This window comes from Bacillus cereus group sp. RP32, from assembly GCF_040459735.1.
GTDB classification, from domain to species: Bacteria; Bacillota; Bacilli; order Bacillales; family Bacillaceae_G; genus Bacillus_A; species Bacillus_A wiedmannii.
On sequence record NZ_JARVHO010000001.1, the window covers coordinates 775,286 to 790,738 of the forward strand.

Below are 15,453 nucleotides of genomic sequence, written 5' to 3' on the forward strand. Positions count from 1 at the left end.
AAGATAAAGGAAGTGATGAAATGCAAGTTCTTTTATATGTAAGTGCGGCTATTATCGCGGTTGCTTTCGCTGTATTAGTAGTATATGTATGCAGAACGTTGTTATCGGTTCAAAAGACGTTAGAAAACGTTGCAAGCACGTTAGAAGGTTTAGAAAAGCAAATGCAAGGGATTAGCGTAGAGACGGAGCAATTATTACATAAAACAAATGCGTTAGCTGATGACATTCAACAGAAGTCACAATCATTAAATAAAGTAGTATCGGGCGTAGATGGAATTGGAACGACAATCCATTCTTTAAATACGAAACTTCGTAATGTATCAGATTCTGTTACGGACGAAATTGAAAACAATGCAGATAAAGTAGCGCAAGTTGTACAGTGGAGTAGCGCAGCAATTGAAGTATACAATCATTATCGTGCGACAAGACAAGAGAAAAAGGTTGAAAAAGAAGAGCGTAAATTAGAAAGACTTGAGAAAAAAGCTGAAAAGAAAGAAAAGCGCTCTAGATTTCGTATGAGAGGTGAATCGTGATGAATATGACAAAAATTGAAGTAATTGAAGAACTTGAAGTATTAGTAGAAAAAAACGAGCCTTATGTTCTTTTTAAACATAGTACGACATGCCCGATTAGTCACGGTGCATATACAGAATTTCAAGCGTATTGTAGTGAAGAAAGAGCAGTACCAGCGTATTACTTATACGTACAAGATGCGAGAGATGTTTCGAATCGTGTTGCAGAACAGTACAGCATTAAACATGAATCTCCGCAAGTGTTATACATAAAAGATGGGATGGTAGTATGGAATACGTCTCATTGGAACATTAAAAAAGACGCTTTAGAAGAGAATATTAAGTAAAAAGAAGCAAGCTAAAGGTGCTTGCTTCTTTTTTTTGTTTTTGTTGAAATATATTTAATGGTACACTGTTAATAGTTCAAATTAAATAACTAGATTGTTGAAAGTAGGTTTTAAGTAATGAAGAAAATGGCATTATCCTTCGCGGTCGTAAGTTTATTACTGGGAGCTTGTAGTAATAATACGATTAGTAAGAAGGATGAAGTTATACAGAAGGATACGAAAGAAAAAAGCATGATCCCGAGAACTGCTGTTTCGAAAGATTATTATAGAACTGTAATTCCTTTAAAAGAACAAAAGGTTATAAATACAGCTAATATAAAAACAAATTCTAAATTAGATTTAGCAGAGTATGAAAATGGTTTAATGAATATTGCAGCGCAGCAATTTGATACAGAAAATCATGTACTACAATTAAATCAGTATATTCCAGAGAAGTTAGTTGATGAACTAGTCGCAAAAGTAGAAGCGCCAGTTTTGACGAATATTATAGAACAAGACTATTTCGGAAAACAGAATTCAAACGAACTAAGTTTATCTGGTGTTATGATCGGTTTAGCCATGTCTTCAAGTGTATCGAATGAAGAAGCTATGTCTAAGGGTATTGAAGTTGCCAAGCAACTTATTGAAGCGATTAATAAAAATGACAAGTATAATAAGTCTCCAATTACGTTTGCTATCTTTAAGCAAGAAAGTACAAGTTCTTTAAAAAATGGAACGTATATTGCTAGTGCTACCGTTCAAAAGAATGATACGAACCTTGGAAATTGGAGTACGATCGATGAACAAGTGTATTCATATCCTTCTGATGAATTTAAACAAGCACATGGAGAAGATAATACAAAAATAACTGACTTTGCTGATGCGATGAAAGGTTTTTCTACTGGAGACTTTATCCCAGTAAATGCTAAGGTTTCTTATAAGAAAAATCAAATGGATACATTAAATATGAATATTGTTATTAAATATAACGGTAAAACAGAATTAATGGCTCTTACCCAACTGGCTGCTCAAAGTATGTTAGAAAAATTACCTAAAGATGCGAAAGTACAATTGCAGATAAAGTCTGAGAGTAAAATCGAGGCAATTATTATAAAAGAGAAAAACAGCGAAAAACCGTTTGTTTCCTTCTTATAAAAAAGACAGTGTTTAAACTGTCTTTTTTTTATTGTAAGTGAAAATGTACGAAGGGAAAGAGCGACGCGTAATACGCTTCCTATATCCGCTGCGCCGATTTTAAAGAAAGTAACACATTTACCTGTCGTTGCCGATGTAACGCATTCTACAGGGCGCCGCACACCTCCAAATCCAGCGCATCAAATGACTACCATTGTCGTTTTCTGTCGGTAAGTCGATATATTTAAAAAATTGCTGATATAATTGGAGTTGTGGTCGATATATTTGGAAAATCGCTCATATATTTCGAGTTGTGATCGATATATTCGAAAAATCGCCGATATAAATTTCATTTACTATCTACTATCGTATTGCTTAAAATAAGGTTTCTACGTATTGAATATCTATATTTTTACAAAAAATGCCCTTTTTTTCATGAAAAATACGAAAATACGAGAAAAGAAGCGAATTTTTTCGAAACTTTTGCGGGAAAATATTGTATGAGCCTGCGTTTTTATCGTATCATTAGTAAAAGGAAGAACTCGGGACGATTGGTGGCATCTGCAAATAGAGTTGATGTCTTTTTTTCATTCAAGTAACCGATACATAAAAATAGATAACAAAAATAGAAGGAGTGTGCGATGAGATGAACGTAACAATTTATGATGTAGCGCGTGAAGCAAACGTTTCAATGGCTACCGTATCTCGTGTAGTGAACGGTAATCCAAATGTAAAGCCTACAACAAGAAAGAAAGTATTAGAAGCAATTGATCGTTTAGGGTACCGCCCAAATGCGGTAGCACGTGGACTAGCAAGTAAGAAGACAACTACAGTAGGTGTTATTATTCCTGATATCTCAAATACCTTTTATGCAGAACTTGCTCGTGGAATTGAAGATATCGCAACAATGTACAAATATAACATCATTTTAAGTAACTCTGACCAAAACAAAGAGAAAGAGTTCCATTTATTAAATACGATGCTTGGAAAACAAGTGGACGGAATTGTTTTCATGGGTGAAGATATTACAGACATTCACATTGAAGAATTCAAAAAGTCTCCAGTACCAATCGTATTAGCAGCGTCATTTGATGAGCAAAATGAAACGCCATCAGTAAATATTGATTACACGCAAGCAGCTTACGACGCAATGAAGCACTTTATTGAGCAAGGGCATACGCGTATCGGTTTCGTCTCTGGTCCTTTCATTAATAAAGCGGGAAGCGCGAAGAAGTTACAAGGTTATAAAAAAGCTTTAGAAGAAGCAGGTATTTCATATGATGAAAATCTTATAATCGATGGAGATTACACATATGATTCAGGTATCGAAGCATTCGAAAAGCTTTGGAGCAGTGATGAAAAGCCAACAGCAATCTTCGTATCTTCTGACGAAATGGCACTAGGTGTAATCCATGCAGCACAAGATGCTGGATTAAACGTACCAACTGATGTAGAAGTACTTGGTTTCGATAATACACGCCTTGCATTAATGGTTCGTCCGCAACTTTCAACAGTTGTACAACCAATGTATGATATCGGTGCAGTAGCAATGCGTCTATTAACAAAGTATATGAACAAAGAAAAAGTGGAAGATCACACTGTTATCTTACCTCACCGTATCCAATTTAGAGATTCAACGAAATAATTATAAAAAAGCTCACAGCAATTGCTGTGAGCTTTTATTCGTATTCAGGGTAGTATGTTTTAACTATTGTATCTACCGTTTCATTTTTTTTAACGTGTAAAAATCTTGCGTACAACTCTGTTCCTGTTTCAAATGAAGTATCATTTAATTCAAATACATGTAGCACTTTTCGAAACTTCCATGTGACTTGTTCACCGTACACATTATCGTACGATTCTTCAGAGTGTATAGCTATTTTTTTGCCTAATTCGTGAGCTTCCTCTAGGTCGTTTGCTTTAACGAGGATAATACTTTCTTCAAAAAGTTTATCGTGATTTTCTTCATAATGCTCATCCATTTTCGTAGGATGAGGCTCACCAGAATGAACAGATTCAAATAATAATTTTACAGCGTACATATTATGCTGCATGTTTCACCTTATAAATAATACTTGCGACAAGCGAAGCAGGTATTGTAAATACGTTGCTTTGATAATGATAGTGTATTTGGGATTCTTCATAAGACATGTTGTCATATAGTTCGTTTTGTGAAACGTTCATTTTTTTCTGTTTTTTCTTTAATATCTTAATATAGTTATACTGTATTGGGACGAGAATGATGAAATAGGCTAATACGATTAGTGAAATCCAAACCATTATGAACACTCCCTTGTAAAGAATATTTATATATGGTAATTATATATATTTATATAAAAAATATCCATTTTTCTGGTGGTCAATTTTCTTTCCAAAATGCAAAAAGATCTTCAGGACTTCGTAAATTATGTTCCAGGCATGTTTGTGAAGTGCGCTTAAAACTTTGTATTAACTGTTCTAACCGAGAAGGATCATATTGTTTTACATTGCCAGCAATAATAGTTTCATCTTTATCTAAGTTAAGTGATAATTTTAGCAAAGTTATATTTGTTTCTAATTGTACAACTTCGACATAAAAAAACTTTTTGTCTAAGTCGATTGTAATATAATCGAATCGCTCTACTTGTTTAAAATATCCTACAATATTATTTTCCAATTGAAATCCTCCTGGATATATGGCCTATTGGTGACTTCGCTACAAAATGGTATTGTTCCTTGTTATATGTCACATAAGTGCAAATTTAACTATTATAGGGCAATGTCATGTATAATAGAAAGAAAAGGCTTGTGAGGGGGGAGAAGAGATGATCGTTCTTTGGATAATTACGCTTTGTATGACTGCTATTTTTGCATATATGACGTTAAAACAAAATGGCTTAAAGCGATTTGTTCCAGGAAGTATTCTTGCAGGAATTGCCCTTATCACGTATGTAATTTCTATTTTTATTGAAAGTGTATCAGTGGACATGAGCACAAGTTTAATGTTCATGGGTATTACACTATTTGCAGGTAGTATTATGGTACTTATGGTTGCAGGTATTATTTTATTTATTCATATGAATTCGGAAACGTTATAGCATATAGAAAAGGCATGTCCCGAGGGGCATGCCTTTTTATCCGTTCAATTATGCTCTATCTTTAGAAGAATTTTGTTGTTTTAATAAGTCGCGAATTTCGCTAAGAAGAACTTCTTCTTTTGTTGGTTCTGGAATTTCTTCTGTCTTTTCTTCTTCTTCTCTTTTAGATGTTAGTTTGTTGAACACTTTAACGAACATAAAGATAGAAGCTGCAATAATTAAGAAATCAAAAATAGTTTGGATGAAGTTACCATACATAACAGCAGATTTACCATATCCAAAATGTAAATCTGTAAAGTTAACGCCACCTAATACCATACCAAGTAATGGTGTGATAATATCTTTTACTAAAGAACTAACGATTTTACCAAATGCAGCACCGATTACAACCCCGACAGCTAAATCGATTACATTCCCTTTGAATGCGAACTTTTTAAACTCGTTCCACATGTGTTAATCCCATCCTTTCCACGATTCAATATGAAATTTATAATTCCTATCAACATATTCTATAGAAATTTGTGAGAGAAATAAAGGGGAAATGGGAATGAAAGTAAATTCTGAAAAATGTATCCGTTTTAATTTTTGTTTACATTCTCCAGTAGAGATTGCAGCAGCTGCTGCGTTTTTAATCCTTCTAATCCATCTACAACAGGCTTTGTATCTCCTTGTACACATTCAATAAAATGATGAACAGCATCTTCAAAACCACGTTGTTTTAACGTCGTATCCCATGATGGTGAACCAATCTGAGAAACTGCATTTTCCTGCTCAACTTCAAATGTGTTCATATTTTTTACGCGAATGATTTTACCTGTCGTTACAAGTTCAATTTGTTCTAAATTTGTACCGGCGTGGCGGTGCATTGCGGTAGAAAGTAACAGTCCACTTGGCGTTGTATATGTGTGATGTCCGTAAAGAAGTTCATTCTTTTCATTTATTTGCATCATATTATGAACGACGTTAAGATCATCATTAGCTAACCAGCGAGCAGTATCTACAATATGTAAGTAATCATCTAACATAGTAAAGTCGTACGTATATGGCCCCACTTTATTTGTGCGGTGTTTTTCAATTCGAACCCATGAAATATTATGAGCTTGCTCTTTTGCAGCAACATACATAGGAACGAATCGGCGATTAAATCCGACCATTAACTTTCTGTTATGCTTTTCGCTCAACTCGACTAGTTGCTCAGCTTGTTCCACTGTAGCTGCTAGCGGCTTATCAACATAAACGTCAATTCCTTTTTTCAGAAGTTCAGAAACGATTTCATAATGTGTAGCAGTTGAACTATGGACGAAGATTGCATCACATTCTGAAGCTAACGTTTCAATAGAATGAAAGTCTTGAATGCGGTATTGTTGGCAAACTTGTTTCCTTTTCTCCGCGTTAGGTGTAAATGCCCCTACAAAATTCCAATTTGTTTCTTTTGTAAGTGTTGGAAGATAGGCCTTTTGCGCAATACTTCCAAGTCCAATCATCCCAATTTTAGGTTTGTTCATGTTTATTCCCACCCTATTAATATTGATGTAACAGGCTAAATGTAGCATAGGGTGGGGGAGGAAGGCAAAAAATAGCTTTTTACTTATTCCCTTCTAACAAAATCTTCTCTATCTCTTCAAAGTTATGAGCGCGAGCATGCTCTAACGGGGTAACACCATCGTTGTCTGGAATATTTACATCTGCACCGTGCTCAATAAGAAGGCGAATGACTTGTTGCTGTGTTTCATTTCCGTTACTTAGTACGATGGCTTCCATTAAAGCGGTCCATCCGAGGTTATTTACATGGTTTACATCGATATTTGTTCGGGTAAGGAGTTCTTTTATAACATCAATATAGCCGTGTTCTGATGCGGGAATAAGAGCTGTTCCGCCGTACCGATTCGTAAGCGATGGATCAGCGCCGGCATCGATCGTTAGTTTTAAAATATCCAAGTAGCCTTCAGCACCGGCGTATAGAAAGGGATTGTTTTTCATATCATCTTGTATATTTACGTTAGCACCAGCTTCGATAAGCGTTTTTGCGGTTTTTACATCATTTTTGTATGTAGCAATCATAAGAGGAGTACGTCCTTTACTGTCCATTATATTTGTGTCAGCCCCTTTTTTGAGTAACGATATAACAGTATTCATTTCTTGTTTCTCAGTAGCTGCTAGTAGCGCTGTCTCCATGCTTGTCATCTCCTTTTTAACTTCTTGTTCTTGTGAGCAACCTTGTAAAAACATTACGCAACATATCATGCTTAATGTTTTTTTGAACATGGAATTTCAACCTCCTCATTTCAACTGTAAAAGAAGAACATTAAATTTTTATAAACTGACGCTAAAATTACTATAAAATCGCTTGAGTATTTGAACATATATTTTTATGCTTATGAATAACATGGTTTGTTAAAGTGAGGATGTAACATATGTCTATTAAAACAAGATTTTTATTCTCTTATATCGCTGTTATTCTCGTTTCCATCACGCTCATATTAGTTGCGGGATTTTTAATTGTTTTTTCCATAACAGGAGACTTGGAATCAGTAAAAAATTTCTATAAAAGTTCCTATATTCAAAAGCCGCTTACGCCAGAAGAAGAGAATACGTATATTGAATTGAAATTAGCGGCAAAGAAAAATCAATCACAACTATTAGATGAATCGTTCGTTTCATCACTTGAAAAAGAAGGTGTGAAAATAGTTGTAAGAAAGGGAGAAACCATTTCTTATGCTACAAAAATATTTGAAGGTGTATCTTTAAAAGAAGCCATTCCGAAATTTGAATCAGCAAATATTAATAGTCGTGGTACAACAGAACTAGGCGATACATTTTATCGATATGTAAAATTTGATTTTTATTTTCCCGGAGATGAAGAAGGGAGTATATTTGTACTAAAAAGGCAAAGTTCATTTGTAGATCTTACACAAAAATTATTTCCAATTTTATTCGTAGCACTTTTACTGTTAGCGATATTACTCATTGGATTAGTAAGTTATTTCGTCTCAAGAAGTGTGATAAAACCAATTTTTGTGTTGAAAGATGCGACTGGGAGAATTAAAGAAGGGAATTTAGATTTTCAAATTCCAGTTACATCCCATGATGAAATCGGGCAATTAAATCAAGGGTTTGAGGAAATGAGAAAGAAATTAAAAGAGTCGATAGAGATGCAAACGCAGTATGAAGAAAATCGAAAAGAGCTCATTTCCAATATATCTCATGATTTAAAAACACCGATCACATCTATTATCGGATATGTAGAAGGCATAAAAGATGGAGTCGCAAATACGCCAGAGAAAATGGATAAGTATTTAACGACCATTCATACGAAGGCAAAACATATGGATACACTTATTGATGAGCTCTTTTTGTTTTCGAAGTTTGATTTGAATCGAGTTCCCTTTCAGTTTGAAACGATAGAGTTAAACGTGTTTATGCAAGAATTATTAGAAGAGATGCAGATGGATTTAAGTGAGGAAGGTATAGAAGTTTACTTACAATTACATTCATCACCACTATATGTAACGGCTGATTGCGAAAAGATAAATAGAGTGATATCAAATTTAATTCATAATAGTGTGAAATACATGGATAAAGAAGAGAAGAAAATTACTGTAACAGTATTGAATGATAACAATAAAGTTATTGTGAAAGTGATGGACAATGGGGCAGGTATAGAAGCTGATACGCTGCCGTATATATTTGAGCGGTTTTATCGTGCAGAGCAATCGCGAAATTCTAGCACAGGTGGAAGTGGACTTGGCTTAGCGATAGCGAAGCAAATTGTTGAAGAACATGGCGGAGAAATTTGGGCGGAAAGTAAGCTTGGGGAAGGTACAAGTATTTTCTTCTCATTGAAAAAAGTACAGGAATGTGGTGAGTAGAATGAAGAGGATTTTACTAGTAGAAGATGAAATAAGTATTGCAGAATTACAGCGAGATTATTTAGAAATTAGTGATTTTCAAGTCGATGTAGAACATTCAGGAGAAGTAGGTCTACAAATGGCTCTTCAGGAAGATTATGATTTAATTATTTTAGATATTATGCTTCCGAAAATGAACGGTTTTGAAATTTGTAAACAAATACGTGCTATAAAAGATATTCCGATTTTACTTGTTTCAGCAAAGAAGGAAGATATAGATAAAATTCGCGGACTCGGTTTAGGAGCGGATGATTATATAACGAAACCGTTTAGCCCGAGTGAATTAGTCGCAAGGGTAAAAGCTCATATTTCTCGTTATGAAAGATTATCAGGAAATGTGAGTAAGCAACGTGATACGTTATACATTCACGGAATTTCTATTGATCAGCGAGCGAGAAAAGTTTTTATAAACAATGAAGAAATTGCGTTTACAACGAAAGAATTTGATTTATTAACATTCTTTGTAACGCATCCAAACCAAGTATTAAATAAAGAACAGTTATTTGAACGTATTTGGGGACTAGACTCAGCTGGCGATTTAGCCACCGTCGTTGTTCACATTAGAAAGCTACGTGAAAAAATTGAAAGAGATCCTGCTCACCCGCAATATATTGAAACAGTATGGGGAGCTGGTTATCGCTTTAACGTGTAATGTACCTGCCGAATAATTGGCAGGTTTTTTATGTTATTTGAACGAAAAGGGAATAATAGGTAATTTATGTTAAAATATAAAGAGAGATAAAACATAGGAGAGCATGAGAGGGCGTGCTACATTTTGAGAGATACATTAAAAGATAATAAATCAAACAAGGCTTTAAAGATTGGAACTAATATCATACTTATCTTATTAATTATCGGTGCAATACAAATGTTTTATGATGGAGATTCTACGAATGATCATTTCGGTGGGCTATTTATGATGGTCTTTTTTGGAATTACAATAATTTCTAGTTTTATGATAAGTTTAAAAGAAGGAGATAAAAAGGCAGTATTACTTGATGTAGGTTTAATGATTTTTTTGTTCTTCTTGTTGTTTCTAGTGTGAAATATTTCTTTTGAAAAGCTCATAGTCTTATAGAGACTATGAGCTTTCCTTAATAATAGCGGTACTAGTGTAACGATTTATAAAATGTTTGAGTAGTAGAAGTAAACTGAGCAGATTCTTCTAAAAAAGGATAATGGTTACTCTCCTCAAATATCACAAAGATAGAATTACGTATGCCATCATGCATTTCGATAGAACATTGAATTGGGCACTGCACATCGTGTCTTCCGCAAATAATTAGCGTTTTTATGTTGATAGAAGGTAAGTACTTTCTTAAATCAAATGAAGGATATTCGTGAGAGAAAGCATTCATCCGGCTAGCGGACATTGTTTTTTGGATTGGTTTACAAAAATAAGAGTTGTAGTTTTCTGGTTTATACAATGATAATTTTGTCCTCTTAGTAGATAGTTCTTTCCGTTCTTCACTTGTAAGGTGAGGGCTTTTTAAGTTTTCGATGAGCTGTTGCATATAATGAAACTGAGGATGTGCTGGGTGATAAATGCAAAATGGTGTTTCGGTATAATTACTTGCTGCGGCTCCAACGATGACTAATGATTGTAAGAAATTTGGATATGTAATCGCATATAAAAGTCCAAGCATACCGCCTGTTGAGTGGCCAGCGAAATGCCATGTTGGGAGTTGTAAAGCTTCCCGTATTGCTTCTAAGTCGTGAACCGTTTCAATCATACTTAATTCGTTTTCTGAATTGGCTTTTGCAGAGTTACCAGCGTCTCGTAAATTAATGAGGAATACACGATGCGTAGCAGTAAAAACATCCGCAAAGTAATCACCAGTTTCATTAAATTTTGAATAGTGATGTGTAATGCAAAGCGGTTCGCCATTTCCCTTTGTAAAAAGTTCAAATGTGCCACGTTTCGTGTTGATTATTTGTTGTGTCCACATAATATCACGACCTTTTCTCATAAAAATTGGACTGGCTAATTCTTAAATAAAATATATCGGCGCAACTCGAAATATATCAGCGATTATCAAAATATATCGACTTACCGACAGAAACCGACAATAAGTAAAAGGAGGCCATTAAAAAACGAGCCTCCTTTTCGTTTAGTACAAAGATTTTGTCATATTATTCCGAATAATTTCAAGAGATTTCGTTACAGTTAATGCGTTCTTTTCTTCAATTTCTGGTTTACGGGGGATCGGTTTATACATGTTGTCTGGATCTTCCCATGTGAGGGGAAGTTCTGTTTCAGCTTGTCCTTTCCAAGCGTCAATCCATTCTGGAGGGAGATAACCTGAGATGTTTTGGATGTTGTTCATTTCGAGCCAAATGAGTGCCCAAGCTCTTGGGACGACGCGCCAATGGTCATAGCCACCGCCGCCGACAGCGATCCAGCGACCTTCGCAATATTCATTAGCGATTTCGCGAGCGAGCTTCGGTATTTCACGATAAATATTCATCGTTGCGCAAAGGTGTGTAAGTGGGTCGTAATAATGTGCGTCAGCACCATTTTGCGTTAAAATAATATCCGGTTTAAAGTATGCGGCAACTTCTTTTACGACAGTTCGATATGAATCTAAAAACGATTCGTCTTCTGTAAAGGCATCGAGTGGAACGTTAAAAGAATAACTATAGCCATTACCTTGTCCGCGTTCATTTACAGCGCCAGTTCCAGGGAATAAATAGCGCCCAGTTTCATGTAATGAAATGGTGCATACGTTAGGATCATCGTAAAAAGACCACTGTACACCATCACCGTGATGAGCATCTGTATCAATATATAAAACACGTAAACCGTATTTTTTCTGTATATATTTCATTGCGATGGAACTATCGTTATAAATACAAAAGCCAGATGCCTTGCCGCGGAAGCCATGATGTAAGCCACCGCCTAAATTAAGTGCATGTTTTACTTTCCCGGAAAGAACAGCATCGACAGCAGTTAACGTACCGCCAACGAGTAATGCGCTTGCTTCGTGCATATTTGGAAACATCGGTGTATCTTCTGTTCCGAGTCCATATGTCATCGCAATTGATTTTTCTAACTTACCTTCTCCAGCACGTTTTACCGCGTTTATGTACTCCTCTGTATGAACGTAGGCGATCTCTTCATCTGTAGCCATCCGTGGTGAGATGATTTGGGAGGGAGAGATAAAACCGCCCTTTTGTAATAAATCATACGTGAGTGTGACGCGCAGTTGGTTAAAAGGATGATCAGGGCTAAACGAATAGCCCCGAAAGTCATCCGAATAAATAAATGCGCTACTCATGCTTGCATCCCCATAATATTCGGCCATAATACGCGGTAGCCTTCTGCTTCAAGTGCATCAATCACTTTTAGCGGATTCATCGTTTGAATGCGGAAAACGAGTACTTTATCATTCTCATCTTTTGCTGGATAGACGAGAACGCTCACGATATTTATTTGCGAATCACTAAAAATAGCAACGACTTTTCCAAGAATACCAGGTTCGTTTTTTACTTGAATTTCAATTTGTGAACTTGGTTGATGTGCTCCTGTTAATTTCACTAACGTGTGCAGTACAGTAGATTCAGAAATGATTCCAACTAGCTTTCCAGCCTTTGTAACAGGGAGACAGCCAATTTTATTTTCAAAAAATAAAGTAGCAATTTCTTCAACGAAATCGAGAGGATGGCAAGTCATAACAGGATGTTTCATAATAAGTTCAAGTGGTTGCTTCAGCATATCGAGTGAAACTTGTTCATCTAAAATAGACGGACTTGCATCTCTTACATCCCGATCAGAAATAATGCCTACGACATGATTATTTTGATCGACAATTGGAATGTGCCGAATGCCTTTCGTGCGTATCGTTCGGATTGCTGTTTCGATTGTATCGTTTGGATGTAGTGTCACTACATCTTGATTCATAATTTCTTCTACAATCATTCCAGTTGCCCCCTTTATTAATACATAAAACGATTGTGAAAACGTAGACGATCAAATGCTTGAATAGAATCCGTATCAACACGTTTACCGATGCGGACCATTAAACAGTTAGCAGGATGTGAACAAATTTCAGGATCATCTGTAGCCATCCATTGTAAGCCACCAGCATTCATCATCTTTTCCATTACTTTTCGGTACTCCCAAACATTTAAGCCTGTCTGTTTTAAATCCCAGTGCCAATAATATTCAGTCGTCAATATAATGTAATCTTCCATATAATCGTCCATCATTGAAACTTCTAATAAGTTTTTTCCGACAGCGCAACCGCGGAAGGCAGGGACAACTTCAATTGCCCCGAGTTCAATTAAGTTTTCCATCTTTCCTTCTGACCATCTTTCAAGTGGATCAGGATATAAGTATGTAACATATCCAACAATCGTTTGGTCATGTCTTGCAATAATGAGACGAGCTTCTGGTAATTTAGAAATTTCGACAATTGCTTTATATTGCTGCTCGGCAGGACGAAACGCAACTAAATCGGGATGAAATTCATACATTTCTAAGTTATGTGTAGAGACAGGACCTTCAATAATTAAAGTGCCTTTCGCTGTTTTTAAGTTTCTAGCATTATATATTTTTTTATGAATCAATGTATTGCTCACCACCTTGAGGGTTTGTGAATCTATTAATATCGTACTTTATAATATATGCGATGTGAATCGAAATTTGTCATTAAAAATTTGTCTAAAAATCAACAAATATACTGAAAATTTTAAATAATATCATTATAATAGATAATAGAATACATAGGAGGGGGATGTAAAGTATGAAAGTAGAAACGCTTCCTGTCATTAAAGGAGAAAATAATTTGCCGAATTATGATGAGGCATACGCGAATTTTAACTGGGAAGAGGTTAATAAAAACTTTACTTGGAATGAAACAGGCCGAGTAAATATGGCGTATGAGGCAATTGATAAGCATGCGAAATCCGATCGTAAAAATAAAGTAGCCCTTTATTATCAAGATGGATCGCGAAAAGAGAAATATACATTTAAGGAAATGAAGGATTTTTCTAATAAAGCAGGAAACGTCCTGAAAAATTATGGCGATGTAGAAAAAGGCGATCGCGTTTTTATTTTTATGCCGCGTTCTCCAGAATTATATTTTGCCCTTCTTGGTGCAGTGAAATTAGGGGCAATCGTTGGTCCGCTATTTGAAGCGTTTATGGAAGGCGCAGTTCGCGATCGTTTAGAAGATAGTGAAGCGAAGGTGTTAATTACAACTCCTGAATTGTTAGAGCGCGTACCATTAAATGATTTACCTGCTTTAAAAACAGTCTTCCTTGTTGGAGATAATGTAGAAGAAGGCGGTAAAACGGTAGCGTTCAATCCTTTATTTGAACAAGCTTCAAAAGAATTACATATTGAATGGTTAGGCCGTGAAGACGGTTTAATTCTACATTACACGTCTGGTTCTACCGGTAAGCCAAAAGGTGTGCTTCATGCACAAAATGCAATGGTGCAGCACTATCAAACGGCGAAATGGGTATTAGATTTAAAAGAAGACGATGTATATTGGTGTACAGCTGACCCAGGCTGGGTAACTGGAACAGCTTACGGTATTTTCGCACCGTGGTTAGTTGGAGCATCCAATGTTATTTTAGGTGGCCGCTTTAGCCCAGAAGCGTGGTATGAAGCACTGCAAGATTACGGTGTAACAGTTTGGTATAGTGCACCAACAGCATTCCGTATGTTAATGGGAGCTGGACAAGACGCAATTAAAAAATATGATTTATCACAAGTTCGTCACGTATTAAGCGTTGGTGAACCGTTAAATCCAGAAGTAATTCGCTGGGGTATGAACGCATTTGGACTTCGTATTCATGATACGTGGTGGATGACAGAAACAGGTGGACAAGTTATTTGTAACTACCCTTGTATGGAAATCCGTCCAGGTTCAATGGGTAAACCAATTCCAGGTGTGAAAGCAGCGATTGTTGATAATGAAGGAAATGAAGTTCCTCCATACACAATGGGTAACTTAGCAATTGGTAAAGGTTGGCCAGCGATGATGCGTGGAATCTGGAATAACCAGCAAAAGTATGAATCTTACTTTATGCCGGGAGATTGGTACGTATCAGGTGACTCTGCTTATATGGATGAAGATGGATACTTCTGGTTCCAAGGGCGTATTGATGATGTAATTATGACGTCAGGTGAGCGAGTTGGTCCGTTTGAAGTAGAAAGCAAATTAATCGAGCATGCTGCTGTTGCAGAGGCTGGTGTAATTGGTATTCCTGATCCAGTGCGCGGAGAAATCATTAAAGCATTTATCGCGCTTCGAGCAGGATACGAACCATCTGATGAATTAAAAGAAGAGATTCGTCAATTTGTAAAGAAAGGCCTAGCAGCTCATGCAGCGCCAAGACAAATTGAATTTAGAGATAAATTACCGAAAACGAGAAGTGGTAAAATTATGCGCCGCGTATTAAAAGCGTGGGAGTTAAACTTACCAACAGGTGACTTATCAACGATGGAAGATTAAGAGAGAAAGGTCTGAACGAAACAACGTTCAGA

Annotated in this window: 19 protein-coding genes and 1 pseudogene; 10 read left to right on the plus strand and 10 right to left on the minus strand. The window is 36.0% G+C overall.

What is annotated here, in order from left to right; genetic code table 11:
- Nucleotides 1-20: 20 nt before the first annotated feature.
- The 5 genes and pseudogenes from QCI46_RS03970 (at nucleotide 21) to ccpA (ending at nucleotide 3,617) form a co-directional block, all read left to right on the plus strand.
- Nucleotides 21-533 carry a DUF948 domain-containing protein gene (locus QCI46_RS03970; protein WP_353839645.1) on the plus strand — a complete coding sequence of 171 codons (513 nt, stop codon included), beginning with the start codon at nucleotides 21-23 and terminating at the stop codon, nucleotides 531-533.
- Entirely contained in the window at nucleotides 533-859 is a 327-nt protein-coding gene (gene ytxJ / locus QCI46_RS03975) for a bacillithiol system redox-active protein YtxJ (protein WP_142329923.1), read from the plus strand. Before QCI46_RS03970 ends, ytxJ begins: the two co-directional genes overlap by 1 nt.
- A gap of 117 nt (nucleotides 860-976) precedes the next feature.
- Nucleotides 977-1,993 (plus strand): CamS family sex pheromone protein, encoded by a 1,017-nt coding sequence (locus QCI46_RS03980; RefSeq protein WP_353839646.1) that lies wholly within the window; start codon nucleotides 977-979, stop codon nucleotides 1,991-1,993.
- Nucleotides 1,994-2,047: 54 nt separating this feature from the next.
- Nucleotides 2,048-2,152 (plus strand): annotated as a pseudogene (locus QCI46_RS29850) (hypothetical protein); the annotation flags it as partial.
- 466 nt (nucleotides 2,153-2,618) lie between these two features.
- Nucleotides 2,619-3,617, plus strand: a complete 999-nt coding sequence (gene ccpA, locus QCI46_RS03985) for a catabolite control protein A (protein WP_001103309.1) — start codon at nucleotides 2,619-2,621, stop codon at nucleotides 3,615-3,617.
- A gap of 34 nt (nucleotides 3,618-3,651) precedes the next feature.
- On the opposite strand, the gene QCI46_RS03990 is transcribed toward ccpA, so the two are convergent.
- The 3 genes from QCI46_RS03990 to dhp61 all read right to left on the minus strand — a co-directional run bounded on the left by QCI46_RS03990 (nucleotide 3,652) and on the right by dhp61 (nucleotide 4,628).
- Nucleotides 3,652-4,014, minus strand: a complete 363-nt coding sequence (locus QCI46_RS03990) for a DUF4288 domain-containing protein (protein ID WP_353841830.1) — start codon at nucleotides 4,012-4,014, stop codon at nucleotides 3,652-3,654.
- A gap of 1 nt (nucleotide 4,015) precedes the next feature.
- Nucleotides 4,016-4,252, minus strand: coding sequence for a DUF3949 domain-containing protein (locus QCI46_RS03995; protein ID WP_060486593.1), 237 nt, complete (start codon nucleotides 4,250-4,252; stop codon nucleotides 4,016-4,018).
- 79 nt (nucleotides 4,253-4,331) lie between these two features.
- Complete coding sequence (dhp61, locus tag QCI46_RS04000; protein ID WP_353839647.1) at nucleotides 4,332-4,628, minus strand: protein Dhp61; 297 nt, start codon at nucleotides 4,626-4,628, stop codon at nucleotides 4,332-4,334.
- 148 nt (nucleotides 4,629-4,776) lie between these two features.
- Here dhp61 and QCI46_RS04005 point away from each other — a divergent pair, with 148 nt between their 5' ends.
- The gene (locus tag QCI46_RS04005; protein WP_000636592.1) at nucleotides 4,777-5,049 is read left to right on the plus strand and encodes a DUF3917 domain-containing protein; all 273 of its coding nucleotides are present in this window, start codon (nucleotides 4,777-4,779) and stop codon (nucleotides 5,047-5,049) included.
- Between the two features lie 48 nt (nucleotides 5,050-5,097).
- Here QCI46_RS04005 and mscL read toward each other — a convergent pair whose 3' ends face one another.
- From mscL to QCI46_RS04020, 3 genes are all read right to left on the minus strand, one after another.
- Complete coding sequence (gene mscL, locus QCI46_RS04010) at nucleotides 5,098-5,499, minus strand: large conductance mechanosensitive channel protein MscL (RefSeq protein ID WP_000267007.1); 402 nt, start codon at nucleotides 5,497-5,499, stop codon at nucleotides 5,098-5,100.
- Between the two features lie 128 nt (nucleotides 5,500-5,627).
- Complete coding sequence (locus QCI46_RS04015) at nucleotides 5,628-6,554, minus strand: Gfo/Idh/MocA family protein (RefSeq protein ID WP_353839648.1); 927 nt, start codon at nucleotides 6,552-6,554, stop codon at nucleotides 5,628-5,630.
- Nucleotides 6,555-6,633: 79 nt separating this feature from the next.
- Nucleotides 6,634-7,314, minus strand: a complete 681-nt coding sequence (locus tag QCI46_RS04020) for an ankyrin repeat domain-containing protein (protein ID WP_353839649.1) — start codon at nucleotides 7,312-7,314, stop codon at nucleotides 6,634-6,636.
- A 149-nt stretch (nucleotides 7,315-7,463) separates the two neighbouring features.
- Here QCI46_RS04020 and QCI46_RS04025 point away from each other — a divergent pair, with 149 nt between their 5' ends.
- From QCI46_RS04025 to QCI46_RS04035, 3 genes are all read left to right on the plus strand, one after another.
- The gene (locus QCI46_RS04025; protein ID WP_353839650.1) at nucleotides 7,464-8,918 is read left to right on the plus strand and encodes a sensor histidine kinase; all 1,455 of its coding nucleotides are present in this window, start codon (nucleotides 7,464-7,466) and stop codon (nucleotides 8,916-8,918) included.
- Between the two features lies 1 nt (nucleotide 8,919).
- Nucleotides 8,920-9,609 (plus strand): response regulator transcription factor, encoded by a 690-nt coding sequence (locus tag QCI46_RS04030; protein WP_000821767.1) that lies wholly within the window; start codon nucleotides 8,920-8,922, stop codon nucleotides 9,607-9,609.
- Nucleotides 9,610-9,732: 123 nt separating this feature from the next.
- Nucleotides 9,733-10,002, plus strand: a complete 270-nt coding sequence (locus tag QCI46_RS04035) for a hypothetical protein (RefSeq protein WP_353839651.1) — start codon at nucleotides 9,733-9,735, stop codon at nucleotides 10,000-10,002.
- A 64-nt stretch (nucleotides 10,003-10,066) separates the two neighbouring features.
- Here the strand turns inward: QCI46_RS04035 and QCI46_RS04040 are convergent, their stop codons facing one another.
- From QCI46_RS04040 to acuA, 4 genes are all read right to left on the minus strand, one after another.
- Entirely contained in the window at nucleotides 10,067-10,927 is an 861-nt protein-coding gene (locus QCI46_RS04040) for an alpha/beta fold hydrolase (protein WP_353839652.1), read from the minus strand.
- A 141-nt stretch (nucleotides 10,928-11,068) separates the two neighbouring features.
- Nucleotides 11,069-12,235, minus strand: coding sequence for an acetoin utilization protein AcuC (gene acuC, locus QCI46_RS04045; RefSeq protein WP_000092821.1), 1,167 nt, complete (start codon nucleotides 12,233-12,235; stop codon nucleotides 11,069-11,071).
- Nucleotides 12,232-12,876 carry an acetoin utilization AcuB family protein gene (locus QCI46_RS04050; protein WP_353839654.1) on the minus strand — a complete coding sequence of 215 codons (645 nt, stop codon included), beginning with the start codon at nucleotides 12,874-12,876 and terminating at the stop codon, nucleotides 12,232-12,234. The genes acuC and QCI46_RS04050 overlap by 4 nt, the downstream gene beginning before the upstream one ends.
- A 17-nt stretch (nucleotides 12,877-12,893) precedes the next feature.
- Nucleotides 12,894-13,526: an acetoin utilization protein acetyltransferase AcuA gene (gene acuA, locus QCI46_RS04055; RefSeq protein ID WP_000581396.1), complete on the minus strand. Its 633-nt coding sequence runs from the start codon at nucleotides 13,524-13,526 to the stop codon at nucleotides 12,894-12,896.
- A 176-nt stretch (nucleotides 13,527-13,702) separates the two neighbouring features.
- Here acuA and acsA point away from each other — a divergent pair, with 176 nt between their 5' ends.
- Entirely contained in the window at nucleotides 13,703-15,421 is a 1,719-nt protein-coding gene (gene acsA, locus QCI46_RS04060; protein ID WP_046956190.1) for an acetate--CoA ligase, read from the plus strand.
- The last annotated feature ends 32 nt before the right edge of the window (nucleotides 15,422-15,453 follow it).